This is a genomic window from Shimazuella sp. NTD250 (assembly GCF_059510375.1).
Genome location: NZ_JCAJZS010000009.1, coordinates 38,239 through 63,901, shown reverse-complemented (window position 1 = coordinate 63,901; position 25,663 = coordinate 38,239). Strand labels below are relative to the sequence as shown.

Here is a 25,663-nt window from a genome sequence, read left to right as displayed (position 1 = left end):
ATAAAATTAATAGCATTTGCACTATTCGAAGGCTAAATACTCACCCCAAACCATCAGCTTCCCAGTACCCCCTATCCAAATCTCTCCTCCCTCTCCTATCTCCACCTCAATTTCACAAGGCATGTCCACAATAGTTCCTTGTTCTGCAATAATCGATTTTCCTTTGAACTCTTTTTCTTTTGCCTTGCTTAAATATGCCCCTAAAGCTGCATTGCCAATTCCACAAGCTGGGTCTTCCTGTCCTTCTCTTGGGCATATATTTCTGGTATGTAAAATCGCATGATTATTATAGGTTTCAAAGGTAAATGCTTGAACTTCATCCACTTCCAAATCAGCACACATCTGTTTCAATGGAGAGATATTCCGCTTTATCGCCACTAAACGTTCCAATGACTTCACAGGTACAATCAAATGTTTTAAACCCAAATCTACAGCTTGAACAGGATAATCTATTAATAAATCTTTCTCCTCTATATCAAGTATTTCTGTTATCTCTCTACTATTCTTTATAACAGGAGCAATATCTGGCTCTGCTTGTTTCATTTTGACATAGATACTATCAGCTCTATGTTCTATTCGAACCTCTCGAATACCGTCGGCTGTATGAATAAAGATCGAAGACTTATTCGCAGAGTTTATCCTATTTGTATGTACAAGTGCTATACAGGCGGCGACAGTGGGATGTCCTGCTATAGGCACTTCTTTGTTAGGGGTGAAATAACGAAAAGTAAAATCAGCATCTTCGGCTGGAAACACAAAAACGGTTTCTACGAGATTGAGTTGCTTGGCAATTGCTTGCATTTGCTGGTCATTTAAACCAGATGAATCACAAAATACCGCTGCTGGATTTCCAATACCATGTTTCCCTGTAAAACTATTGATTACTAAAAATGGTTTGCCCAACTAATCCCCCTCCATCGATTTACTATAACAAAATTAATAAATAGTATAAGATAGTGTTATTGTCACAGGAGGTTGGAATGTACGTCCCTTTTTGGTACTTCCTCACAGTGCTCGGTCTTCTCACATCTGCCCTCTGTATTCCCCTGTACTTTGTCGACAAGAACAAGAGGCAGCTTCGGGAAGAAAAGCAGAAGCTGGAGGAAGAAAAAGGGAAGCTGGCTACGCAGGTTTCCCAACTCACCCACAGGAATTCCCAACTCCAGAATGGAGATGCCTATCGGCAAAATCGCGAACTAGCAACCCGAGTTGCTGGGCTGCGAAGGAAACTGATACAAGTCGAATCGCAGAATACTCAGCTGCAAAAGGAAGCTCAACAGCGTCAGAAAGCCCACGCTGAGAAGGTTTCCCGTCTGCGAGCAACGATGGGCAGGGCTCTTCAGATGCAGCGAGCAGCATGTGAAGAGGAACTCACGCAGCTCAATTCCTCTTATAACGAAGAGACTGCAAAGCTGCGTAAAACCATCTCCGAGCTGGAACACGCTCTCGACGCAGGAGTGGTGGAGTTCGACGAACTGAGAGAGTTCTGGACAAAAGCCCTACGTGCAACAAACACTTCCTTGCACCGTAGGATCAGAGTCTTGGAAATCCAAGTTTTCGAAAACTCCGAGGTCATCGATCTGAAACGAAAGGTCAGAACCCAGCGGCAGTACATGAACACTGCTGCACGAGCCGTCGAGATTCTGACCGCTGAGCTCCTGAGGCTCGAAGGAGATCCTTCCGCTCTTATGCTGGAGGTATAGGAACTGCTAGGGGCAGCAGTCCTTAAGCCCCACCTGTGGCAAACACCCGGTACAATAGCTGTCAGCTATTGTCTCCGGGTGCCACATAAATGTTTATCCATGTAAAACTACTTAAGAATTGCTTCTTTAACCTCTTCGATCGTCATTGTTCGAATTTCCTTGACGGAAGATAATCTTTGATCATTAGTGATAAATAAATCCGCATTTGAAGTAATAGCTGTTGCTAAAATTAGTGCATTCGGTGTCTTTAAATTATACTTTCCACGTAGATAGGCAGCTTGTTCTGATATTTCTACACTTACAGGTTCAACAAACAAGTTAGGAAAATGAGAAAAGAGGATGCGATAACGTTTTTCGAGTGCTTCATCACCTTCTCGAATGGGTTTAGTTAAGATTTCAGTAAATGTAATAACAGAAGCAATCGCTTCTACTCGGCCTTCTTCTACTACCTCTAAAATGGCTTTTACTGTTTCTCCATAACTAGGATGCTGTTCAAAAGCATAAATAAATAGATTTGTATCCACAGCTATTCGCTGAATATCAGCAAAAAATCGGCTTACTCCCACCCTTCTCTCTCCTTTTTCACATACTCATCAGCAGTTTCTTTTTTCCATAGTTCTTTGCCTAGTCCCCAAAATGCATCCGTGAATTTAGTTGGCTTTCGGATAATAATGATTTCATCACGTAACTCATCATATTTCCAAATCAACTCATCACCAATATCTAATTTTGCTTGTTCTCGTATATCTTTCGGGATGGTAGTTTGATATCTTTGTTTGATTTCACTCTCAAGACGTAAGGCATGATCCATCATCTAAACCTCCATTTTATTTCTGATATATTTTCATTTTATCACACATGTACCCTATTTATTCTGACAACCCATTTTTTCTTTCCAATACAAAAAAACCCTGTCTAAATTTAGTGTTTAGACAGGGTTTTTTCATGTGTATGGTTTAGCTCAATACTTTCATCACATTGCGGACAGAATCAGCGGATTTATCGAGGGCAGCTTTCTCTGATTCGGTAAGTTCGAGTTCAAGTACTTTCTCAATCCCATTACCACCGAGAACAACTGGTACCCCAAGGTATATGTTTTGGTAGCCGTATTCCCCTTCCAAATAAGCAATCGCTGGAAGGATACGTCTTTTATCTTTTAAGATTGCTTCTGCCATCTGTACCAAAGAGGCAGCTGGTGCGTAGTAAGCACTGCCATTGCCTAACAGATTGACGATTTCGCCGCCGCCTGTACGAGCACGTGAGACAATTGCTTCCAAGCGGTCTTTGGAGATCAACTTTTCCAGTGGAATACCACCAGCGTAAGAATAGCGTACAAGTGGAACCATGTCATCTCCATGACCACCAAGTACAAAACCGGTAATGTCTTCAACGGAAATGTTTAGCTCTTGTGCCACAAAGGTGCGGAAACGAGCGGTATCCAGTACTCCAGATTGTCCGATAACACGATGTTTTGGGAACCCAGATGTACGATATACTTCATAAGTCATTGCATCTACTGGGTTGGTAAGTACGAGAATGATACACTCAGGAGAATATTTTACTACTTGTTCTGTAACGGCACGCATAACTTTCGCATTGGTATTTACTAGATCGTCACGACTCATTCCAGGTTTGCGGGCAATCCCAGCAGTGATGATGACAATATCGGAATCTGCTGTCTCTTCATAGCTGCTAGTACCAGTAATATTTGCATCAAATCCTTGTACAGGACTAGCTTCCAACATATCTAAGGCTTTCCCTTTTGTTGGATTTTCAGCTTGTGGAATATCTACTAACACGATATCTCCAAGTTCTTTTTGCGCAAGCATCAATGCCGTAGTGGCTCCGGTAAATCCTGCACCAACTACAGATATTTTACGACGTTTAATAGCTGCCATGCTATTTCCTCCTACAAATTTTGAATAAGATGATTGGCAAACTCTGAACATTTTACTTCTGTTGCATCATCCATCAAACGAGCGAAATCGTATGTAACCGTTTTGTCCAAAATGGTTTTCCCTAGAGACTGATGGATCAGATCTGCTGCTTCTTGCCATCCAAGATGCTCCAACATGAGAACTCCAGAAAGAATAACCGAACCAGGGTTCACTTTATCAAGTCCAGCATATTTAGGAGCTGTGCCATGGGTCGCTTCAAAAATGGCATGTCCTGTCACGTAGTTAATATTTGCTCCTGGAGCAATACCGATGCCACCTACCTGAGCTGCTAATGCGTCCGAAATATAGTCTCCGTTTAGGTTCAACGTAGCAATTACATCATATTCTTTTGGACGGGTCAAAATCTGTTGAAGGAAAGCATCTGCGATTACGTCCTTTACAATCACTTTTCCAGCTTCTGTTGCTGCTTGTTGTTCTTGATCTGCAACTTGTTTTCCTTGCTCTTTTGCAATGCGATCATACTGTGCCCAAGTAAATACTTTATCTCCAAATTCACGCTCAGCTAACTCGTAACCCCACTGTTTGAAAGCACCTTCGGTAAATTTCATGATGTTGCCTTTGTGCACAAGCGTTACACTTGGGCGTTTATGTAGAAGAGCATATTCAATAGCAGCGCGAACTAAACGATCAGTACCTTCTTTGGAAACTGGTTTTACCCCGATACCAGATGTTTCAGGGAAACGGATTTTTTTGACACCCATCTCTTGCTGTAAAAACTGAATCACTTTTTGTGCGTCAGCAGATTCTGCTTCCCATTCGATACCTGCATAAATATCTTCTGAGTTTTCACGGAAGATCACCATATCTACATCTTCTGGACGTTTTACTGGACTTGGAACTCCATCTACATAGCGAACAGGACGCAAACAGACATATAAATCTAACTCTTGGCGCAAAGCAACGTTAAGGGAGCGAATTCCTCCACCGACAGGTGTCGTCAATGGTCCTTTAATGGCAACTAAATAATCTTTAATAACATCTAATGTTTCTTCAGGAAGCCACTCGCCGGATTGATTAAAAGCTTTTTCTCCAGCAAAAACTTCTTTCCAAACAATCTTCTTTTCCCCCTTATAGGCTTTATCTACAGCAGCATCCAATACTCTTTTCGAGGCTGCCCAAATGTCAGGGCCTGTCCCATCTCCTTCAATAAAAGGAATGATAGGGTGATTAGGAACATTCAATTTGCCATTTTGTACCGTAATTTTTTCACCAGTCATATTATGTACCTCCTCTTATTTGAAACCATCCCATATGTTTAACCATTTACCCTTTTCATAAAAAGATAAAGGGAAAAGGGGATGCAAATATCCCCTTGAAGTTATCTTTTTTCGATAGGTATATATTTTTGATCCGTTTTGCCAACATAATCTGCGCGTGGGCGGATGAGACGATTATCGTGGTATTGCTCCATAATATGTGCAGTCCAACCTGTAATTCGACTCATTGCAAACAATGGAGTGAACAAGTCTTCGGTTAAATCTAAGTAATGGTAAACGGTCGCAGAGTAAAAATCTACGTTTGGTTTTAACCCTTTGTTTGTTGTAACCAATTGCTCTACCGTCTCCGAGATATCATACCATTTGGTATCTCCATGTTGTTGACCTAGTTTTTTGGACATTACACGGAGATGCTTGGCACGCGGATCACCATTTTTATATACGCGATGTCCAAATCCCATGATTTTCACTTTATTGTTCAATTTATCTAAGATATATGGCTCTGTATTTTCAGGAGACCCAATTTCACGCAGCATCACCATTACTTGTTCATTTGCACCACCATGTAATGGTCCTTTGAGAGCACCGAGAGCCGCTGTTACAGACGAATACATATCTGCTAAAGTAGCAGCTGTAACACGTGCGGCAAAGGTAGATGCGTTTAATTCATGATCTGCCTGCAAGATCAATACTTTATCTAATGCTTGAACAGCAACTTCTGACTGTTCCTTACCATGTAGCATATATAGAAAGTTAGCCACTAATCCCAAATCAGTACGTGGTGCGATTGGTTCTAAACCATCACGTATCCGAGCGATAGCAGCGATAATTGTCGGTATTTTTGCAGTTAAGCGAATAGCTTTTCGTTGATTTGCTTCTGGTGTATTTACTTCTGCTTCTTCATCAAACATACATAGAGCTGAAACTGCGGTGCGAAGTGTAGTCATTGGATGTGAATTTTTAGGGTATAAGCGGATTTGATTGATTAGTTGATCAGAGATTGCAGCGTTTTCTTGAAATGCTTTCCTTTGTTCAGCTAGTTCCTCTTGGTTAGGCAAATGATTGCGCCAGAGTAGGAATGCTACTTCTTCAAAAGTAGATTGCTCGGCTAAATCATCGATATTGTAACCACGATACGTTAATACTCCATCGATAATGGAGCAAATTTCTGAGGAGAGAGCTGTAATACCTTCCAAGCCTTTAACTACCATGTGTTATCGCTCCTTATCCATCGTTAACAAAAATGACAGGCACCTAAAAAAATCAGGTAAGTAAACGTTTTCATACCTGTGTCATTAAGAAATTTTTTCGATTATCAAAACACGATACATATTATATCCGAGAAAAGATAGTAAATCTACATGTTAAATCGAATTTCGGGCCCAAAACTAGTGTACCACATTATTATTAAATTTCCCATCATAGGGCTTTTGTATGAATCATCCATTTTTGATCCCTATAATGATATAATCTCCTAGTAAGGAGGCAAGGGTAAAACGTGAGTAAACATCAAATTTTAGGGATTATCTCCCGTTCTTTTCTCGTTATCATCATTGTTGTAGCAGCTTATTTTTTGTTGGATTTTTCCATTCCCCTTCTCTATCCTTTTTTGATTGGATGGGTAATCGCTATGCTCATGGAGCCCGTCATCCGTTGGTTAGAGAGAAAATGTAAAATCCCAAGATTACTCGGTTCTTTTCTAGTGTTATTTTTGCTCTTATCCATTTTACTTACAGCCATCGTATTCTTAATTGCCGGAATCGTTGTGGAACTCACGAATCTAGCACAAAAATTACCTTCTTTCTTAAACGACTTAGGGCAGTTATTATTTGAAAAGTTTGTGGAGCAAAACACTCTTTTAAACCACATCATCGATACGATACAGAGCTACTTACAAAAGAATCCTAGTCAACAGGCGAGTATTCAGGCAAGCATCCAAGAAAATATTTCTGCATTAACCAAACAAGGAACGATGTTTATAACCGATATTATTAGTGGAATCGGGAGCTTTTTAGGAAATCTCCCTTACCTTATTACCGTACTTGTCTTTATCACCTTAGCCACTTTTTTCATCAGTTTAAAATGGCCAAGGTTACATGAAAATATCGATCATATCATTCCTGAAGTTATCCGCAAAACGAGTGGAGCGGTAATGACTGACCTAAAAAAAGCATTAGTTGGGTTTATCGGAGCTCAAGTAACATTAATTACAATATCTTCTGTAATCATGTATATCGGGTTGCTTATCTTGCGGGTTCCTTATGCGATTTCCATAGCGCTCATAATCGGAGTTGTAGATTTACTGCCGTACTTAGGAGTAGGAGCTGTGCTCGTACCTTGGATCATTTACTTATTTTTTGTTGGAAATATCCATCTAACTATTGGTATTAGTATTGTCTATTTGATCATTCTTATCACAAGACAATCCATCGAACCCAAATTAGTTGCTACTAGCATCGGCCTAGATCCTTTGTTCACGCTAATCGCTCTCTTTATTGGATTAAATCTACTCGGAGTACTCGGTTTTATTGTCGGACCAACTGTTGCTGTTATTATTATCGCCCTGCACAAAGCACATATCTTCCAAGATATTTGGTATTACATTACCAAGGGGAAAAAACAGCAAACTTAACGAAAACGACGCATGGCTCGATCTTTCAGCCACAGAAAAACCATTTGTTGGATCATTTTCCGGGTAAAAGGAATCATAAGCAAAATACCGATGATATCGCTGATAAAACCGGGAAAAATAAACAGGATTGATCCCAATGACAGCAGTACACCCTTTAGGATAGTATGCCCTGGGGGTTGTCCGGATGACCATTGTTGCTGTGCTTTTTGAAATGTTTTATAACCAAACTTTTGTATGAGTAAAAGCCCAATCACCGCAGATAGCAAAACGAGCAGAATGGTTTTCCATGCACCAATTAAGGTTCCTACCCATATCATGACTACCAACTCCAATAAAAAGAAAACGATGACGGCTTGTAACATTTTTTTTAAGATCATGACAGCAGCCAATCCTTTCTAAGTTGAGCACACAATCTCCCTAAGCTTCATCAGCTAAGCGTAATTGTACAAGTTGATCATAAAGTTCAGGAGAGTAATCAGGAAGACGAACACGTTTCATCTCTTTCGATACCCAGAGGTGCTTTGTATGACCAGTAGCCAATAATTGTTCATCCGATTTTCGACGAATATTATATTGGAACACAATTTTACTAGGGCCCAATTCTTTTATCGATGTTTCAACAATCACAACATCATCATATTTGGCTGAATGGCGAAATTGAGCACCTACATCGATGACTGGTAATAAAAGTCCTTTTTCTTCTAGCCCAGTATAAGAATACCCTAATTCTCGAATTAAACTTGTCCTGCCAACTTCAAACCAAACTAAATAATTAGCATGGTAAACAACACCCATTTGATCCGTTTCTTGATAACGAACTCTAATTTCTATACTCAATTTGACTCCTCCAAGCGGTAGTTCTCCTGTAAGTATATCAAAAATAAGTAACATATTTCTCGAACTGCGGGCACATAATAAGGACAAGGGATGCACTATTGTCGTCTGAATATGTTAGAATAAGAAGGTTGATTTTTATGGAGATCGGCTATTCCTCATATTGCCTATAAATTTGTATTTCTTTTCCTACATCTAGCGAATAGCCAAAATGTACATGACCCAAATCTACAGGAAAGGAGATTTATAACTATGCTTCGCCGAAAAACAAAACGTCGCAATCGTCTGCGCTGGTGGATTTTCCCACAACTTGGACTGATGTAGACCTAAAAGCAATAACACCTTCTAACAAGGTATAGCTATCTTGTAGAAGGTGTTATTGTTTACATTACATTTGCTTTTCCAGAATAAATTTGACCTGAATTCGTATCTACAGTAATCATTTTTTCTAAACGAAGTGTTTCTACTGCGCCTCTTACCCCAACTACTACAGGAATACCAAGACTCACACATACAACAGCTGCATGTGAGGTCAAGCCTCCTTCTTCCGTTATGACAACAGAAGCCCGCTCAATAAGATCGATGATTTCCTTATCTGTCCCGCACGTAACAAGTGCTGCTCCATCAACCATTTTTTCTCGCAATTCATCTGGAGTTGTTCCTGCAACAACAGGAGCCGTTACCACCTGCTTGCCAATTCCCTTACCTTGTAATAGTACTCCGCCTACTACATATACTTTCATCAAGTTCGTCGTTCCTGATTGTCCTACAGGTACTCCTGCTGTAATGAGAATCAAATCCCCTTGAGTGATAAAGGATGAAGAAATTGCAGCATGGACAGAACTTTGGAACATTTCATCTGTCGTTTCGCACTCTTCCCCAAATACTGGGAAAACACCCCATATAAGATTAAGTTTTCGCAAAATATCTTCATTTGGAGTAACTGCTATCACAGGGATATTCGGACGATACTTTGCAATCATGCGCGCTGTATAACCACGCTCAGTAGCTGTGACAATTGCAGATGCTTTTAGATTTTTACTTGTCTGTACAACAGCTTGACTGATCGATTCTGTGATTGTATGTCCGGTTTCTGAACTCATCTTATCCAGCCAGAGAGGATGATTAAAAAAGGCTTCGGTCCGCTCAGCAATTTTGGCCATTGTCATAACAGATTCAACCGGATACTTACCAGCGGCAGTTTCTCCTGACAACATAATCGCGTCGGTGCCATCTAAAATGGCATTCGCTACATCACTTGTCTCAGCACGAGTCGGACGCGGATTGCGCTGCATCGAATCGAGCATTTGAGTAGCAGTAATAACAGGTTTACCCATGATGTTACATTTTCGAATCGTATCTTTTTGTACTTGAGGGACTTCTTCTACTGGGATCTCTACCCCCAAATCCCCACGAGCAACCATCAGTCCATCCGCAACTTTTAAAATCTCATCGACGTTTTCGACGCCTTCTTGGTTCTCGATTTTAGCAATAATCGGGATATAAGCTTGATGCTCTTCTAAAATTTTTCGAATTTCTAAAATATCTTCTGCTTTGCGAATAAAAGATGCCGCTATAAAATCCACATTATTTTCAATCCCAAAACGGATATCCGCTGCATCTTTTTCTGTTATTCCGGGAAGATTGACACGGATTCCTGGGACATTAACACCTTTTTTACTCTTCAATGTACCACTGCTTTGAATGGTACAATGCACTTCAGTACCTGTAACATCATCTACTTCTAAACCAATTAATCCATCATCAATTAAAACCGTTGATCCTGGATGTACATCATTTGGAAATTCAGCATAACTTATCGATACACGTTCAGCATCACCTAATATAGATTGAGTTGTCAAAGTAACATGATTTCCAGCTACTAACTCCACTTCTGGTACACGTAAATCTCCAGTTCTTATTTCTGGCCCTTTTGTATCCAATAAAATCGCTACAACTTTTCCTTCTTCTTTTGCAGCTTGTCGAATTTTCTCTATCCTTGCCGCATGTTCCTCATGGTTTCCATGAGAAAAATTTAAACGAGCGACATTCATCCCTGTTTTGATAAGCCTTCTGAGTGTCTCTATGTCTTCACTGGCTGGCCCTATTGTACAAACAATCTTTGTCTTTCTCATAAATTACCTCCCATTTCATTTGAAAACATTATTAAATCGATAATTGTTCAGTTAATGGAGAAAGAGAGAGGTCAGGCATATGTTTTTCGGTAAAAGCTACGGAAAATGGAACACCTTCTGTTTTTCCATTTTTAATTGCAACCATTTGATTAGTCTGCCCTGCTAAGATTAACTCTACTGCTTTGACTCCCATTCTGCTAGCTAATACACGATCAAATGCAGTAGGAGACCCTCCGCGTTGGACATGGCCTAAAATGGTCACTCTTGTTTCCAACCCACTTTTGGCTTCGATCACTTTCGCAATCTCCACACCATTACCTACACCTTCTGCTACAAGAATGATACTATGTTTTTTACCTCTTTCTACTCCTCGATTTAAGCGTGAAAGAATTTCCTCAATATCGTAAGGTTCCTCTGGTATCAAAATAGATTCTGCTCCACCTGCTACACCAGCCCAAAGAGCAATATCTCCAGCATTTCTTCCCATCACTTCTACTACATAAGTTCTTTCATGTGATGTTGCTGTGTCTCGAATCTTATCAATGGAATTAATTACGGTATTGATAGCGGTATCAAATCCGATCGTATACTCTGTTCCAGGGATATCATTATCGATAGTTCCTGGAATACCGATCGTCTTAATTCCTTTTGCTGCTAACTTACTCGCTCCACAAAAAGTACCATCTCCACCGATGACAATCAGTCCATCGATTTCATATTTTTTTAAGTTCTCTAACGCTTTCGCTTGACCTTGCTCCGTCCGAAATTCATCTGATCTTGCAGTGTATAGAAATGTACCTCCGCGATGAATAATATCTCCAACTGATCCTAAAGGCAATGGAAGTATATCCCCTTGAATAAGTCCAGTATATCCGCGTTTTACTCCAAATACTTCCATACCAGCAAAAATTGCCGCACGGACAACTGCTCGTATTGCAGCATTCATCCCTGGTGCATCCCCACCACTCGTTAATACAGCTATCCGTTTCACTCTTTCCACTCCCAATTCATAGGATAATTATTTCATATTATTATTGTAATTTTACATTCTAAATATCCTTTCGTCGAGGATTAATCAAAACAACACCAATGTTACAAATGACAAAACGGATCATTGCGACCCGTAGCATTTCTTCGATGCTAAAATTTTATACCCTCTCGGAAAATCCAATACATATGATTTTCTTATCCTGTATGATCAAAGAGAAAAAATGCTTCAGACATAACAAAAGTATCCTGCATCTTAAGTAAAATATTATATCAGAAAATTTCTAAACACATCTAGCAAATGTTCTTTCATCTCTTAAACTCGGCAAATCGATAATAGGTTATTTTTCTTTTGCTTTTATTTTATGTGAATCAGATGGAAAATCAAATCCTGCTGGAGCATTTATTTACAGCCATTTAACAAACTGAAGTTTGTATGTTCCATTTTCCCCCATTCCACCAACTTTTCTGCATCATTCTTCATAGATATAAGATTGCATAAAATACTGCGTCATCAAATATAAATTTCTATCATTTGAAAATAAAGACATATAAAAAACCTATGAATAGGGCTACTAGATTCTATTGGAAAATATTATTATTTATATTGCATTAAATATTTATTTACATCCTTCATAAATGAGGTACAGTTAGATTATAACTACTTTTTTACAAGGGGGGTGCCCAGTTGGATCAAGACCAATTTCTTCATTTAGGAAAAAAATTCGCTAAGTTTTTCGTCTATTATTGTGAAGGCGAACAATATGTCATCATGATCGATCAATTCCGATGGGCAAAAACCCGGATTACCCTAGTAGAATCGATTGCGACATTGCTGCAATATAGTAACCTTACAGATTTACCAGATCCAGAATTGACTGATGAAGATTGGAAGCGCTTAACTAACTTTATTTTAAGAGCAAATATCCAAGAGGTGCGACATCTTCACACGACAATGATTCGTTATATTTCTACTTTTGAGTTGGAAAAAATCCGGAAAACAGAAGAATATTTAACCAACCTCTTACTCCATTATGATGATGGGGAATGAATTATTTTATAAACACAAACAGTCGATTTTCCCATCCTACTTAAGATGAAAAATCGGCTGTCTTTCTCCTCATTCCCCAAAAAATCATATCAAAAAACCCCTCAGTATTCATCGCTAAGGAGCAAACACATTTATTTATACACTTTGTTGTCTCTAACTTCTATGTTCAAAACCCCATCTGCCCAATCCTGATAAAAACTCGCTTCGTGAGAAACCAATATAACACTGCCTTCAAAGGCTATCAATGCTTGTTGCAGCGCTTCTTTTGCTTCTGCATCCAAATGGTTTGTCGGCTCGTCTAAAATCAAAAAGTTGCTGGGCGAAAGTAACAAACGACATAACTTCACTTTGGATTGTTCTCCTCCGCTTAAAGAGCGAATCGCTTGTGTAACGTGGGCATCTTTCACTCCACATCGAGCAAGATGTGAAAAGACTTCCTTTTTATTCAGTTTCGGAAATGCATCAGAAATGATTTCCATTGGCGTCCAAGATCCGTTTTCCCACTTGAGATCTTGCTCATAATAACCTATCTTCACTTGCCTAACGAAATGAAAATGTCCACTGATAGCTGGGATAACTCCCATTAATGTTTTTAGCATAGTAGACTTTCCAATCCCATTAAATCCTGTGATCACAAGCTTTTGACCACCAACAATCGAAAAATTCACCTTAGGTAAAAGAGATCGTTCATAACCTACTTCCAGATCGTTCACTTCGAGAACAGTATGATTGATGAGCGGCAATGCTTGAAATTCAATCGTCGGTTTTTGTGTAAACACAGGTGCCGTTAGACGCTCCATCCTCTCCAGTTGTTTTCTTCGACCTTTAGCCATTTTCGAATTGACGCCTGCAATATTTTTGCGAATGTATTCTTCCGTTTTTTCAATGTGCTTTTGTTGAGATTTATATTGACGGATATAATCTTGGCGTAAATGCTCTTTTTGCTTGATAAAATCAGAGAAAGTACCATGATATTTTTTTATCGTTCCAAGTTCGATATTACAAATGCAGGAGGAGATTTTCTCCAAAAACGACTCATCATGAGAGACAACAATAAATGCTCCAGTAAATGTAAGCAGATAGTCAGCAAGCCACTCGACATGTTCCTTATCCAAAAAGTTAGTCGGTTCATCTAATAATAAGACATTGGGTTGTTCTAAAAGTAACTTCGCTAAAATCACCTTGGCTCGTTGGCCGCCGCTCAATGTCTGAATGACTCTGTCGGTACCAATCGCATCGATCCCTAATCCAGCAATGATTTTCTGAATTTTGCTATCGATTAAATAAAAATCATTTGTCTCTAGCTGTTCTTGGATTTCTACTGCTTGCATCAATAACTGATTATCTGCTTTTGTCGCACTTTCGTCATAAAGTTGATTCATTCTCGCTTCCATTGCAAATAAATCAGCAAAAGCTGTACTTAGATAGTCATAAATCGTATATTGTCCATCCACTTCGGCATATTGATCCAAATGCCCAATTTGCACATTAGACTGCCAGCTTATGTCTCCTTTATCCGGAACAATTTCTCCGGTCAAAATTCGAATCAAAGTACTTTTTCCGGTTCCATTTTGGCCGACCACACCCATGTGTTCTCCTTTATACAGATCAAAAGAAGCATTTTCATACAATTTCTTGTCTGCAAAGGAATGGGATAAATAGTCTACTTTTAATAAACTCATGATGATTACATCCTTTGTTCAAAAATAAAAAAGCAGCGGTATCAGTGTCTTCAACACCATCCTCTGCATTATAAATAAGCATAGCAATACAACGCTTTTTGTGACTTATTCAGCCGATGAAATAAGGGAGTTATCACGCTGCTCCCAGATTAGGCTCCGCAAAACGCTTCATCGTATACATTTGTACGGAGTTAAGTTATTAAATCAATTTTCCATATTGGATATATAACAATTACGCACCTGCCTAAACAGGATTGTAATATAGGTTGCTGTTTTAAGCAAACATATATATTTATTGATCATTATATCCCTCTGCCCGCCACTCCTGCGTTATTTCTGACGAGGAGCGGCGGACGGCACCCTGTCTGTTACATCTTCAGGATGCTGCTGTTGGCTGCACTTAGGAGCTCAGGCAGGTACTGCCAAGCAGTCGTACTGCCGGCATGTTCACTGCCGACAAGGTCTGCCCACTCCTTCGTACCTTCGGCAGGCAGTTCACTGCCCACCTTGGGGTACACGAGTCGAGGGAGCTGCGGGCTGGGGTGCACGATCGTGTTGAACTGTGTTTCCATCCACTCCTTCGTCACGTTCAACCGAACGATTTTGCCGAAGGACAGCCCCTTTCCCGGAATGTCCCTGACAGCGAAGGAGAGAATCCTCTCTCGCACGAGCCTATCGTCCACAATGTCTACACCCTGCTGGCTGTAGTAGACCCTGCGGAGATTCGCTTCGAGAGGAGGAGCGAACTTGTCGAAATCCTCCTCGATCATCATCTCACCGGTGATGGTCAGCGTCTTCTTTCCCGACTTCATCCTCAGAGGAAGGACAAAGTAACCATCCGAAGTCACCGGCAGCGGGTCCATGTTCACTGCTACCTTGAATGGGACAGTAGTACCGTTCATCGCAGCCTTGTGCGAGAAGCGACTCCTCTCCACGATGAAAAGACCATCCGGCGAAGTGTCTTTGACGAAAAACACCGGATTGTCCTTCTCGAAGGGCCCAGCCTTCTCAATTTCGGCTGCTTCCACAGGAGTGGGACTGTACTCATCACCATACCAGACGACCTGAGGTCGCAGGTATCGACCTACCCTGTAGACACCTCCCTCAAGATCCATCAGATCACGGGGAAGTACATCCAGTGTATCCACTGCTCTTTCCTTTCTTATCGGCGGAAACAGGCTCCTGATTGGCCTATTATTATAATAACATATGGGATTTGATGATTTCACCTCTGAGGGAATTCATTGCCCTCAACTTAAAAACGACCTGCTTCATTTGAATGAGAAAAGCTTAAAACTCTGACAAAAACGTTTCTGCTGTCCTCAGTTTTCCAATTTTAGGGAAAATATATTTGCAAGTAGCTTCATGTTCTTCCTTACTCGCTGCCCCCATTATATCCGTTATAAATATTTGATTATATCCTAGTTGAAAAGCTTCTCTTGCTGTTGTCTCTACTCCTATGTTCGTAGAGATACCACCTAGCACAATCGTATCTATCCCCCGACGTGGTAATTGTAGATCGAGCTCTGTTCCAAAAAATGCTCCCCATTGTCTTTTCGTGATAATAAAATCATGGGCTGAAATTTCAAGTTGCGGAATTAACTCTGCCCAATCTTCCGAGCGTTTTGCATCAGGTATTTTTTGATCTAACGCTGGTTTTAATGCGTCTTTATCATCATGAAAGGCAACCCGAACAAAGATGATTAAACCGTCTCGTTCACGAAAGCGATCCACAAGTCGCTTTGCATTACGAACGATTTTTTCTCCATTTGATGCTATCGGAACAATCCCTTTTTGCAAATCTATCAATACTAATGCAGATTTCTTGTAATTCATTTAACTTCTCCTTTTTCTCAGCTTAATCCAATATCATCTTCAGAAAAAACAACAAAACAATGAACCACATGTTTATTTTTTCCAAACGGCTCCCATTCAAAGCAAATTTCTCTCCAAATCAAATGAAAAAACCGTAGACAACATGTCTACAGTTCTTATGCTTTTCCTTCTAACACAGCGGAAGAGAACTCACCAATACGGGCAAATTTCTGGTATCGATCTTCTAATAACTCTTCTCCACTCATCGCTAGCAATGGTTCTAAGTATTTGAGCAGTGCTTGTTTAATCAAAATGGTTTGCTCATTTGGATCTTTATGTGCTCCACCTTTTGGTTCTGCAATGATCTCATCGATAATACCTAGATTAAGCAAGTGATCAGAGGTGATTTTCAAAGCCTCAGATGCTTCTTGAGCCTTGGACGCATCCCGCCAAAGAATGGTTGCTGCACCTTCTGGAGAAATAACAGAGTAATAAGCATGTTCTAACATCAACAATTTATTACCAACTCCGATACCAAGTGCCCCACCACTACCACCTTCACCTGTGATGACACAAATAATTGGCACAGAAAATCCTGCCATTTCCCTTAGGTTTCTAGCGATTGCTTCGCTCTGCCCTCTCTCTTCTGCTTCCATACCAGGATGGGCACCTTGTGTATCGATGAAAGTGATGATAGGGCGTCCGAACTTATTGGCTTGCTCCATAAGTCGCAGTGCCTTCCGGTACCCTTCAGGATGAGGCAGACCGAAATTACGACTGATCTTATCTTTGGTATCTGTCCCTCTCTCATGTCCAATAACAGTGACAGGTAACCCATTTAATTTGGCAATTCCGCCGACAATAGCTGAATCATCGCCATAAAGACGATCTCCATGTAACTCCAAAAAATCAGTGAAAATAGTATGAATATAGTGCAAAGTAGTAGGACGACCAGCATGTCTAGCGATTTGTACCTTTTGCCAAGTTGTCAGATTGCCATAAATTTCTTTTTCCAGTCTTTCTGCCTTTTTTTCCAGTGTTTCAATCTCTTCACTGAGATCGATAGACTTCTCACTTGTAAAGGCACGCAGTTCTTCTATTTTATTTCTGAGTTCTACGATCGGTTTCTCAAAGGACAGTGGATTACTCAAACTCTCCCCTCCCTAAGCATGAAATGCTAAAATTTTAATCAGAGTGTCACGAAGCTCTAAACGAGGTACAACTTGATCTAATTGCCCTCTCTTTAATAGAAACTCAGCAGTTTGAAAATCATCAGGCAATTTTTGCCGAACTGTTTGCTCAATAACACGTCTTCCGGCAAAACCGATCAACGCACCTGGTTCAGCAATATTAATATCTCCTAATGAAGAAAAACTAGCGGAAACTCCACCAGTAGTGGGGTTGGTCAAAACAGAAACAAATAATACTTTCTCCCGATTCATTCTTTCTAATGCAGCAGTCGTTTTTGCCATTTGCATCAAAGAAAGAGCTCCTTCTTGCATACGTGCACCACCTGAAGCGGAGAAAAGAATAAATGGATATTTCTTCTTCACTGCCTGTTCTGCCGCTCTCGTTATTTTCTCTCCAACAACAGAGCCCATGCTTCCCATACGAAAGCGAGAATCCATCACCCCAAGGATAACTGGATAGCCTCCGATTGTTCCCTCACCAGTTACGATCGCTTCGTTCATATTCGTTTTCTTGATATCTTGTTCAATTTTTTTCACATAACCTGGAAACTCCAAAGGATCTACGGATCGCAGGTCTTCATCGAATGGAAAGAAACGCTCTTCATCAATGAGAGAAGCAATCCGTTCTGGAGCACTGAGTGAAAAATGATAACCACAAGAGTTACATACTTTTAGATTTTTCTCTAACTCTTTGGCAATACATATCGTTCCACATTTTGGGCATTTTTCCATAATCCCTTCAGGGATTTCTTTTTTCGCTTGTTCCGAAGGGATAGTGGCATACTTTCTTTGTTTACGAAATAAATCCTTCAATGACACTGAGTCTCACCTCTTTTTCCCTAAGAGAATAAAAGTGTTAAGTTTGTTAGCTTTGGATAGCAGCATTTGTTAGTTGTATTGTTTTTTCCAATATGTCATCAGGATTCGCTTGTATTAGAGCTACACCCGTTTGAATAGCTGCTGCTGCTACATCTCGTGCTACTTGTGGAGCAACTCTTGTATCAAAAGGTGCAGGAATCACATAATCAGGACGAAGTTCATAGTCAGGAATCAAATTCGCAATTGCATAAGCTGCCGCCACTTTCATTTCCTCATTAATTTGTGTTGCCCGGACATCAAGAGCTCCTCGAAAAATGCCTGGAAAAGCAAGTACATTGTTAACTTGGTTTGGAAAATCAGATCTACCTGTTCCAACTACTTTAGCACCAGCAGCAATAGCCTCATCCGGCATGATTTCTGGATCAGGGTTTGCCATAGCGAAAATAATCGGGTCCCGATTCATTGATTTTACCATATCAGCAGTTACAGCACCTGCAACTGACACACCGATAAAGACATCTGCATCTTGGATTGCGGTCTGCAAATCACCTTGAATAAGACTTCGATTCGTTATTTTCGCGATATCCTCTTTGATCGAGTTCATACCATTGGAACGACCTTCATAAATAGCACCTTTGCTATCACAAAGGATAACATCTTTTACACCCAAATGAATTAATAATTTCACGATCGAAATTCCAGCTGCACCTGCACCATTGATTACAACTCGAATTCCACCCATTTCTTTATCTACCACTTTAAGTGCATTGATTAAACCTGCTACTGTTACAATTGCGGTGCCATGTTGGTCATCATGGAACACAGGGATTTTCAATTCTGCTTTTAACCGCTCTTCAATTTCAAAACAAGCCGGAGCAGCGATGTCTTCTAAATTAATACCACCAAATGTAGGCTCAAGAACTTTGACCGTCTCTACAATTTTATCTACATCTGTCGTATCAATACAAATGGGAAAAGCATCCACACCGGCAAAAGCCTTGAATAACACTGCTTTTCCTTCCATTACAGGCATTGCAGCGTGTGGGCCGATATTACCAAGTCCTAAGACTGCTGTGCCATCTGAGACTACTCCTACTAGGTTCCCTTTCATCGTATAGTCATATACTTTTTCTCGATTTTGATGAATTTCTTTACATGGTTCTGCAACACCTGGTGAATAAGCCAAGCTTAAATCGTGTGCATTCTTTACCGGAACCTTCGATAGAACCTCTAATTTTCCTTGTTTCTCTTGATGTAATTGTAATGATTGCTCTCGAATACTCGTCACCATTTCCGCTCCTTTAGGCTTGCTGCTTCAGCAGCTTAGCACAACTTGTCCACTGGGTGGCAAACTCCGACTCATAATACCAAACATTATAACAAAAAGGAATATACTAAGGGCAACTTGCTATGCATCTTATCTTCACTATTAATAAATAAGCTTTTGTATTCTTGTTTTCCCACATAAAAAGATTGGTTTGGGATTAACCCAAACCATCAGACATCGCCCCTATTAGGTTGACGAACTGCATGAGCTTCCACTGCTGGAACTGCTGCATGAACTACTCGAACTGCAACTACTTGAGCTACTGCTGCATGAACTACTGCTACAGGAACTACTGCTGCATGAATTACTACTGCATGAATTACTACTGCATGAATGATTATGATTTGAATGATTATGATTTGAATTACTATCACTCGAATCGCTACTTGAGCTATCCTGATCTGTATGGCTCGAATGATTGGAGGACGAATGATTACCAAAGCCACTCCCACCTGAATGAGGCCAAGTAGAATCATAGCTATCGTTATTCCAATCATTTCTTCCATTTTTCCCATTTTTACAAATATTTGCTACACAAACACTTGATGTAGAAATTAACAAAACCAAAATGATAAGCGCAATTAAAAAAATCATGAAGACTCACCAACCCTTCCAAGGGTATAAATGATTTACGCCATATTTCATGAAAATTAATATTTACATGTGAAAAAAACTGGTTCGTCTTCTTGTTAAGATGACGAACCACATGAACTGCCACCACCGCTGCTACAGGAACTGCTGCTGCATGAACTACTGTTACATGAATTACTTCCACATGAACTACTACTACACGAACTACCGCCACTACAGGAATGGTACCAAGATGAGTGACGACGTTTATTTTTATATGATCTTCTTCCACTCTTTTTTCTGTTGCATATTCTACTTATACAAATAATAGAAGTGAACATTAACACAACTAGCACAAAAAAAGACACAACCAAAGATGTAATCATAGAAATAACCACCCTTTCAAAGGGTAAACTAGTGCGAATGTATATACTCTATTATATCACAATATTTACAATTCATAAAAACATCATATTCTCACAACTACACTAGTTTGACGTTATTTTTTCCTACGATTTGGTTGAGTTCCTTTAAACAATCATCAGTTGGAAATATTCCTAGTTCTGTGACAGGAAGTTCCAAAGTTGATTTTGTTCGTTCATAATACAAGAAAACAGAGATCGAACCAGGATGATTTTCTAAAATATTTTTTATGATTTTAACTTTTTTCTCCGCTTGTTCAGAGATGCGAATATATAACTTTTTTGCTTTGTTCATAGACTCTAATGAATACAAGTCATTTACAATAAGCTTTGGTTGTTGATTGGAAACTTGCAAAGCAGCGGAAACCCCAATCATGTGATTCTCTCGAAGGAACATTCTAGTGTGTTGAAATATATTGGGGAACACAACAAGTTCCACTGAACCTGTTTTATCACCAGCTTGCACAAATGCCATCGTGTCACCTTTTTTCGTCTGCACAAGTTTTACACTCGTAATCAACAAGGCTAATTCTACTTTTGTATGATCAGATAAATTACTCAGCTGATGAACGGTAAAAGCACTTTGCGGATATGCATCTAGTGGATGACCTGATAAATAAAACCCAATTAATTCTCTTTCCATTTCCAGCTGTTCGATTAAAGTATGAGGTGCCAAATCAGGATACACTATTTCATATGGGAATTCTTGAAACAATGGAAGCTGATCACCAGTATCGCGATTCGCTTGAATCGCATCTTCCAACACTGCTAACTTCTGCTTTCGATTGCCGGGCAGACCGTCCAATGCCCCGACTTTAATGAGTGATTCTAGTACACGACTATTACACAACCGCAGATTAATTCTCCCGCATAGATCAAACAAATCTCGAAAAGGCCCTTGTTCCCTAGCCTGTAAAATTGAGCGAATCGCTAAAGTACCAACGTTTTTTATCGCACCAAGACCAAAAGATATTCCATTCTCCGAAATAGTAAAATTCTCCCCGCTCGTTTCCACATTAGGAGGAAATACAGGAATACCCATTTTCTTTATTTCCTCTAAATACTCCACCATCTTATTTTGATTCCCTATAGTTGTAGTAAGAAGGGCAGTTAAAAAAGCAACAGGATAATTTGCTTTGAGATAAGCAGTCTGATAAGCGAGTACAGCATAGGCAACAGAATGACTGCGATTATATCCATAATCTGCAAAGCGAACAATCAAATCGTAAACATCATTCCCCAAATCTCGACTATACCCTTGCTTCACACAACCTTCCACAAAAGCAATTCGCTGTTCATGTAAAAGTTCTTTGTTCTTCTTTCCTACAGCTCGGCGAAGAATATCTGCTTCTCCTAATGTAAAACCAGCTAAAGTCGAGGCAATCTGCATAATTTGCTCTTGGTAAACGATAATTCCATAAGTATTTTGGAGAATTTCTGTTAAAACAGGGTGTGGCATATGAATTTCTTCTTGGCCAAATTTCGCTCGGATAAAACGTGGAATCTGCTCCATTGGACCTGGACGATAAAGCGCATTTACTGCGACAATATCTTCAAAATTGGAAGGCCCCAGTTTTTTTAACACATTTCTCATTCCTGCTGATTCCAATTGAAATATGCCGCTTGTTTCTCCGCTTGAAAGCAGTGCATATGTTGCAGAATCATTCATTTCATCATCAAACTGAAACGTTTTTCCGGTCTGCTGTTGAATAAACTTTTTCGTACGTTCGATGACAGTCAAATAGCGAAGCCCTAATAGATCCATCTTTAATAGTCCAATAGCCTCAAGAGATTCCATTGGATATTGGGTGATCGGACCAATCCCGCTGCCTTCTTGCAAGGGAACATAGTCGGTGAGGGCAGATGGAGCAATGACTATACCGGCAGCATGGGTAGAAGGATGCCTTGGAATCCCTTCGATCTTAGCGACGGTTTGAAACAGCTGTCCCACTATAGGATTTTGCTCTATCTCCTCTTGAAGCAGGGGCTCACGTTTAAACGCTTGCTCAAGTGTTATACCAGGTGTTCCGGGAATATACTTAGAGAGCTTGTCCACTTGTTGATAAGGAATTTCCATAACTCTCCCGACATCACGAACTGCCGCCCTTGGAGCCATTGTTCCAAACGTAATGATCTGTGCAACTCGGTCTTCTCCAAATCGTTTTCTTGCATATTCAATCACTTCATCTCTTCGTTCATAGTCAAAATCAATATCAATATCGGGCAGATTGATTCGTTCTGGATTCAGAAATCGCTCGAACAGCAGCTCATAGCGAATGGGGTCAACCTGTGTAATTCCTAACAAATAAGCTACTAAACTTCCAGCAGCTGATCCCCTTCCAGGACCTACGGCAATTCCTTGTGTCCATGCAAAACGAACCAAATCCCAAACAATTAAAAAGTAATCATTAAAACCCATCTGATCGATGACACTTAATTCATAATCCAGTCGCTTGATAATGGTTTCATCAGGCTCTTGATATCGCTTTGGCAAACCTTTTTGACATAGAGCTGCGAGATATTCTTTTGGTGAAAGGCTATCAGGAACTGGAAATGCTGGTAACAAAATTTCTCCAAGGGATAGATGAACATTGCAGCGATTTGCAACTTTTCCTGTATTGTGGATGGCCTCTGGAACATGAGGAAACAAAGCAGCCATTTCTTCCGCTGATTTTAAATAAACTTGATCGGTATCAAATCGAAATCGATTTTCATCTGCTAGTTTACTGCCTGTTCCAATACACAAAAGGCAATCATGGGTATGTGTGTCTTGTTTATTGGTATAGTGAACATCATTTGTAGCAATGAGCGAAAGATCATATTGCTTCGCCCATTCTATGAGAACTTGGTTTACTTTTTGTTGTTCCCATACCTGATGATTCTGTAACTCTAGAAAAAAATGATCCTTTCCAAAAATATCGAGATATTCTTCTAATAATTGCTTCGCTTGTTTCAAATCATCTTGCAAAATAGCTCTTGGTATCTCGCCTGCAAGGCAAGAACTGGTTGCAATCAAGCCTGCCGAATACTGTCGTAATAATTGTTTATCAATCCGCGGGCGATAATGAAAACCTCTAAGCTGTGCTTCTGTTACTAACTTCATTAAATTTTGATATCCTTGATTCGTTTCTGCTATTAATAAGAGATGGTTGTTTTTCGCATCTTTCCGTTTTGGGCGATCTTGATAATGACCAGCTGTCAGATACATCTCACATCCGATAATCGGTTTTATTCCATTTTTTTTACACAGTTGATAAAATGGTATCACTCCATACATGGAGCCGTGATCCGTAATCGCTAAACTATCCATCCCTAAATCTTTTGCCTTCCGTATCACTTCCTCCAATCGAGAGGCTCCATCTAGCAAACTATATTCAGTATGAACATGTAAATGTACAAACGAATTTCCGTCCATTTTGCTGAAAAACTCCTCTCTGACAAAGATTAATTGTGAATAAATCTGTTAAATTTTAAAAGATTGACGTATTTCTTCTCTAGATCGGTTTCATAATCCCTTCATTTCGGGTATGATATTAGTATATAAATCTTGGAAAGGGGGAACCAAATTATGATTATAAGTCGTAAGCGGCTTGCGAGGGAAAAGTTGGAAAAACTAAAGAATGGATACTCTGTTTATACAGAAACCGAAGAAGTAGCAAATTACATTGAAAAAGAACTTTCCAACCTTGGAAAAAAAGTACTCATCGACCGTACGCCAATTGGATGTTGGTTTATCCCCGAAGAGCGTTTAGAAGATAACAATTCGTAAAGCAAACTCACTATTAGAGTGAAGATAAATAACGCCCCATTGAAAGATGGCGGCGTTTCTTCACGCCTTTAATTGGAGGAATTCATGGTAACACTAACATTAATTCTCATCGTCATCATGATCCTGACATTTTGTAGTACTATCTATTTTAGCATTGTTTCGCGACGAAAGGGAGCAAATGCTCTCCTTTCTAGAAGCTATATGAATTTAAGTATGGGAATTTTATTTGCAGCCTTATCCATCCATCTCTTCACCTTTAAACTTCCTATACTTGGAAAAATATTCACAACTCTTATCTTACTGATTGGTGTCGTAAATGTATACTATTCCTTTAAAATGAAACGCCATGCGAATCAACAAATGCAACAAAAATAAAAGTACAGGGAATATTCTCCTGTACTTTTTTAATATGATTTTCCCAAGCCTCGTTGTTTCCTCTTATGTTGCAGCCAATTTTGTCTCCACTGATACTCCTTTTGTCTTTGTAACTTTTTAGCCGTCTGTTTCCATGCATTCCAGTTGGCAATGACATAAAATAGCGTAAATAAAACCCAGATACTGGAAAATAAAATTTGTAACTGTGTATCCCATTCTAACCGAGGGACAGCAAAGATAATTAAACCTATTCCACCGAAAATTTTTGTCAAAGTAAAAAACTGCATACTCTCCACCACCTTTTTCTACTATATGAAAGATGATGGTAAAATAGACGAGCTTATCCGTCTATGGATTCACCTGGCTGTAATACTACTCCAGATAAACCTTTATACCGAAGGTTGGTAATAAATTTGGAAGCATCTTGTTCAATTACAGGAAAAGTATTGTAATGGATTGGTATTACTTGTTTGGCATCAATCCACTCTGCTGCAATCAAAGCATCCTCTGGACCCATTGTAAAATAATCTCCGATCGGCAAAAATGCGAAATCGATGTCGCTTTGCATACCTATTAATTTCATATCCGAAAACAAAGACGTATCCCCAGCATGATAGATGGTCTTTCCTTCTATTTGAAGTAAAATACCAGCAGGATTACCTAAATAAATAATCTCTTTCTTTTCATAATCCTCAAAAGAAGAACTGTGGTGAGCTAATGTTAGCTTTACTCGGCCAAATGGGAAATCATGGCTTCCACCAATGTTCATCCCATATGTGTCTAGTCCTTGCCAAGACAACCATGTAGCGAGTTCCACAGGTGCAATCACTTTAGCATTATTTTTTTTGGCAATCGGGATCGTGTCTCCGAGGTGATCCCCGTGTCCATGTGTCAATAAAATATAGTCAACCTTTACCTGATCAGCTGAGATATCAGCTAAAGGATTTCCTGTTAAAAATGGATCGATAATCAAGCTGAATTCATTTGTATGTATCTCGATGCAGGATTGTCCATGATAAGTGATTTTCATCGGTATTGCCCTCCCTATTAAAAAAACTACATCCTCAAGATGCAGTCTTGTACCTATCCTAATAAATGGATTCGGCTGGGTCAAGATATTGCTATCCTTCCCCAGCCGAAGCACACCGTTTGGTTCAGAATGCCTCAACCAAACGGC

26 protein-coding genes are annotated in these 25,663 nt (G+C 39.7%); 5 read left to right on the top strand and 21 right to left on the bottom strand.

The window, feature by feature from the left end:
- Nucleotides 1–21: 21 nt before the first annotated feature.
- Complete coding sequence (locus AC5WOF_RS18060) at nt 22–903, bottom strand: PhzF family phenazine biosynthesis protein (RefSeq protein WP_496051338.1); 882 nt, start codon at nt 901–903, stop codon at nt 22–24.
- A 77-nt stretch (nt 904–980) separates the two neighbouring features.
- Here AC5WOF_RS18060 and AC5WOF_RS18055 point away from each other — a divergent pair, with 77 nt between their 5' ends.
- Nucleotides 981–1,703, top strand: coding sequence for a hypothetical protein (locus AC5WOF_RS18055; RefSeq protein WP_496051337.1), 723 nt, complete (start codon nt 981–983; stop codon nt 1,701–1,703).
- 107 nt (nt 1,704–1,810) lie between these two features.
- On the opposite strand, the gene AC5WOF_RS18050 is transcribed toward AC5WOF_RS18055, so the two are convergent.
- The 5 genes from AC5WOF_RS18050 to AC5WOF_RS18030 all read right to left on the bottom strand — a co-directional run bounded on the left by AC5WOF_RS18050 (nt 1,811) and on the right by AC5WOF_RS18030 (nt 6,089).
- Nucleotides 1,811–2,269 carry a type II toxin-antitoxin system VapC family toxin gene (locus AC5WOF_RS18050; RefSeq protein WP_496051336.1) on the bottom strand — a complete coding sequence of 153 codons (459 nt, stop codon included), beginning with the start codon at nt 2,267–2,269 and terminating at the stop codon, nt 1,811–1,813.
- On the bottom strand, nt 2,260–2,517 hold the full coding sequence (locus AC5WOF_RS18045) for an AbrB/MazE/SpoVT family DNA-binding domain-containing protein (protein ID WP_496051335.1): 258 nt from the start codon (nt 2,515–2,517) through the stop codon (nt 2,260–2,262). The genes AC5WOF_RS18050 and AC5WOF_RS18045 overlap by 10 nt, the downstream gene beginning before the upstream one ends.
- Before the next feature lie 142 nt (nt 2,518–2,659).
- Nucleotides 2,660–3,601, bottom strand: a complete 942-nt coding sequence (mdh, locus tag AC5WOF_RS18040) for a malate dehydrogenase (protein ID WP_496051334.1) — start codon at nt 3,599–3,601, stop codon at nt 2,660–2,662.
- 11 nt (nt 3,602–3,612) lie between these two features.
- A complete protein-coding gene (gene icd / locus AC5WOF_RS18035; RefSeq protein ID WP_496051333.1) occupies nt 3,613–4,878 on the bottom strand; it encodes an NADP-dependent isocitrate dehydrogenase in 1,266 nt (421 codons plus the stop codon).
- A 101-nt stretch (nt 4,879–4,979) separates the two neighbouring features.
- Nucleotides 4,980–6,089 carry a citrate/2-methylcitrate synthase gene (locus AC5WOF_RS18030; RefSeq protein WP_496051332.1) on the bottom strand — a complete coding sequence of 370 codons (1,110 nt, stop codon included), beginning with the start codon at nt 6,087–6,089 and terminating at the stop codon, nt 4,980–4,982.
- A gap of 287 nt (nt 6,090–6,376) precedes the next feature.
- On the opposite strand from AC5WOF_RS18030, the gene ytvI reads away from it, so the two are divergent.
- The gene (ytvI, locus tag AC5WOF_RS18025) at nt 6,377–7,510 is read left to right on the top strand and encodes a sporulation integral membrane protein YtvI (RefSeq protein ID WP_496051331.1); all 1,134 of its coding nucleotides are present in this window, start codon (nt 6,377–6,379) and stop codon (nt 7,508–7,510) included.
- Here the strand turns inward: ytvI and AC5WOF_RS18020 are convergent.
- From AC5WOF_RS18020 to pfkA, 4 genes are all read right to left on the bottom strand, one after another.
- Entirely contained in the window at nt 7,507–7,887 is a 381-nt protein-coding gene (locus AC5WOF_RS18020) for an FxsA family protein (RefSeq protein ID WP_496051330.1), read from the bottom strand. The two genes, ytvI and AC5WOF_RS18020, sit on opposite strands and share 4 nt — an antisense overlap.
- Before the next feature lie 40 nt (nt 7,888–7,927).
- Nucleotides 7,928–8,347 (bottom strand): acyl-CoA thioesterase, encoded by a 420-nt coding sequence (locus tag AC5WOF_RS18015; RefSeq protein WP_496051329.1) that lies wholly within the window; start codon nt 8,345–8,347, stop codon nt 7,928–7,930.
- A 380-nt stretch (nt 8,348–8,727) separates the two neighbouring features.
- Complete coding sequence (gene pyk, locus AC5WOF_RS18010; protein WP_496051328.1) at nt 8,728–10,479, bottom strand: pyruvate kinase; 1,752 nt, start codon at nt 10,477–10,479, stop codon at nt 8,728–8,730.
- 31 nt (nt 10,480–10,510) lie between these two features.
- Complete coding sequence (gene pfkA, locus AC5WOF_RS18005; protein WP_496051327.1) at nt 10,511–11,470, bottom strand: 6-phosphofructokinase; 960 nt, start codon at nt 11,468–11,470, stop codon at nt 10,511–10,513.
- A 684-nt stretch (nt 11,471–12,154) separates the two neighbouring features.
- Between pfkA and AC5WOF_RS18000 the strand changes: the two genes are divergently transcribed.
- Nucleotides 12,155–12,517 (top strand): hypothetical protein, encoded by a 363-nt coding sequence (locus AC5WOF_RS18000; protein WP_496051326.1) that lies wholly within the window; start codon nt 12,155–12,157, stop codon nt 12,515–12,517.
- Between the two features lie 131 nt (nt 12,518–12,648).
- Here the strand turns inward: AC5WOF_RS18000 and AC5WOF_RS17995 are convergent, their stop codons facing one another.
- The 9 genes from AC5WOF_RS17995 to AC5WOF_RS17955 all read right to left on the bottom strand — a co-directional run bounded on the left by AC5WOF_RS17995 (nt 12,649) and on the right by AC5WOF_RS17955 (nt 23,757).
- Nucleotides 12,649–14,199 carry an ABC-F family ATP-binding cassette domain-containing protein gene (locus AC5WOF_RS17995; protein ID WP_496051325.1) on the bottom strand — a complete coding sequence of 517 codons (1,551 nt, stop codon included), beginning with the start codon at nt 14,197–14,199 and terminating at the stop codon, nt 12,649–12,651.
- Between the two features lie 368 nt (nt 14,200–14,567).
- Nucleotides 14,568–15,347, bottom strand: coding sequence for a hypothetical protein (locus AC5WOF_RS17990; protein ID WP_496051324.1), 780 nt, complete (start codon nt 15,345–15,347; stop codon nt 14,568–14,570).
- Between the two features lie 142 nt (nt 15,348–15,489).
- Entirely contained in the window at nt 15,490–16,035 is a 546-nt protein-coding gene (locus tag AC5WOF_RS17985) for an isochorismatase family protein (protein ID WP_496051323.1), read from the bottom strand.
- A 155-nt stretch (nt 16,036–16,190) separates the two neighbouring features.
- Nucleotides 16,191–17,165: an acetyl-CoA carboxylase carboxyltransferase subunit alpha gene (locus tag AC5WOF_RS17980; protein WP_496051322.1), complete on the bottom strand. Its 975-nt coding sequence runs from the start codon at nt 17,163–17,165 to the stop codon at nt 16,191–16,193.
- Nucleotides 17,166–17,177: 12 nt separating this feature from the next.
- Complete coding sequence (gene accD, locus AC5WOF_RS17975; RefSeq protein ID WP_496051321.1) at nt 17,178–18,023, bottom strand: acetyl-CoA carboxylase, carboxyltransferase subunit beta; 846 nt, start codon at nt 18,021–18,023, stop codon at nt 17,178–17,180.
- A 46-nt stretch (nt 18,024–18,069) separates the two neighbouring features.
- On the bottom strand, nt 18,070–19,311 hold the full coding sequence (gene ystJ / locus AC5WOF_RS17970) for an NADP-dependent malic enzyme (RefSeq protein ID WP_496051320.1): 1,242 nt from the start codon (nt 19,309–19,311) through the stop codon (nt 18,070–18,072).
- Nucleotides 19,312–19,520: 209 nt separating this feature from the next.
- Nucleotides 19,521–19,790, bottom strand: coding sequence for a hypothetical protein (locus AC5WOF_RS17965; protein WP_496051319.1), 270 nt, complete (start codon nt 19,788–19,790; stop codon nt 19,521–19,523).
- A gap of 77 nt (nt 19,791–19,867) precedes the next feature.
- Nucleotides 19,868–20,212, bottom strand: coding sequence for a hypothetical protein (locus AC5WOF_RS17960; protein WP_496051318.1), 345 nt, complete (start codon nt 20,210–20,212; stop codon nt 19,868–19,870).
- Between the two features lie 191 nt (nt 20,213–20,403).
- On the bottom strand, nt 20,404–23,757 hold the full coding sequence (locus AC5WOF_RS17955; protein ID WP_496051317.1) for a DNA polymerase III subunit alpha: 3,354 nt from the start codon (nt 23,755–23,757) through the stop codon (nt 20,404–20,406).
- A 153-nt stretch (nt 23,758–23,910) separates the two neighbouring features.
- Between AC5WOF_RS17955 and AC5WOF_RS17950 the strand changes: the two genes are divergently transcribed.
- The gene (locus tag AC5WOF_RS17950; protein ID WP_496051316.1) at nt 23,911–24,111 is read left to right on the top strand and encodes a YtzJ family protein; all 201 of its coding nucleotides are present in this window, start codon (nt 23,911–23,913) and stop codon (nt 24,109–24,111) included.
- A gap of 84 nt (nt 24,112–24,195) precedes the next feature.
- Nucleotides 24,196–24,486, top strand: a complete 291-nt coding sequence (locus tag AC5WOF_RS17945) for a YtpI family protein (RefSeq protein ID WP_496051315.1) — start codon at nt 24,196–24,198, stop codon at nt 24,484–24,486.
- 29 nt (nt 24,487–24,515) lie between these two features.
- Here the strand turns inward: AC5WOF_RS17945 and AC5WOF_RS17940 are convergent, their stop codons facing one another.
- A complete protein-coding gene (locus AC5WOF_RS17940) occupies nt 24,516–24,773 on the bottom strand; it encodes a hypothetical protein (protein ID WP_496051314.1) in 258 nt (85 codons plus the stop codon).
- A 53-nt stretch (nt 24,774–24,826) separates the two neighbouring features.
- Nucleotides 24,827–25,516: a metal-dependent hydrolase gene (locus tag AC5WOF_RS17935; protein WP_496051408.1), complete on the bottom strand. Its 690-nt coding sequence runs from the start codon at nt 25,514–25,516 to the stop codon at nt 24,827–24,829.
- Between the last annotated feature and the right edge of the window lie 147 nt (nt 25,517–25,663).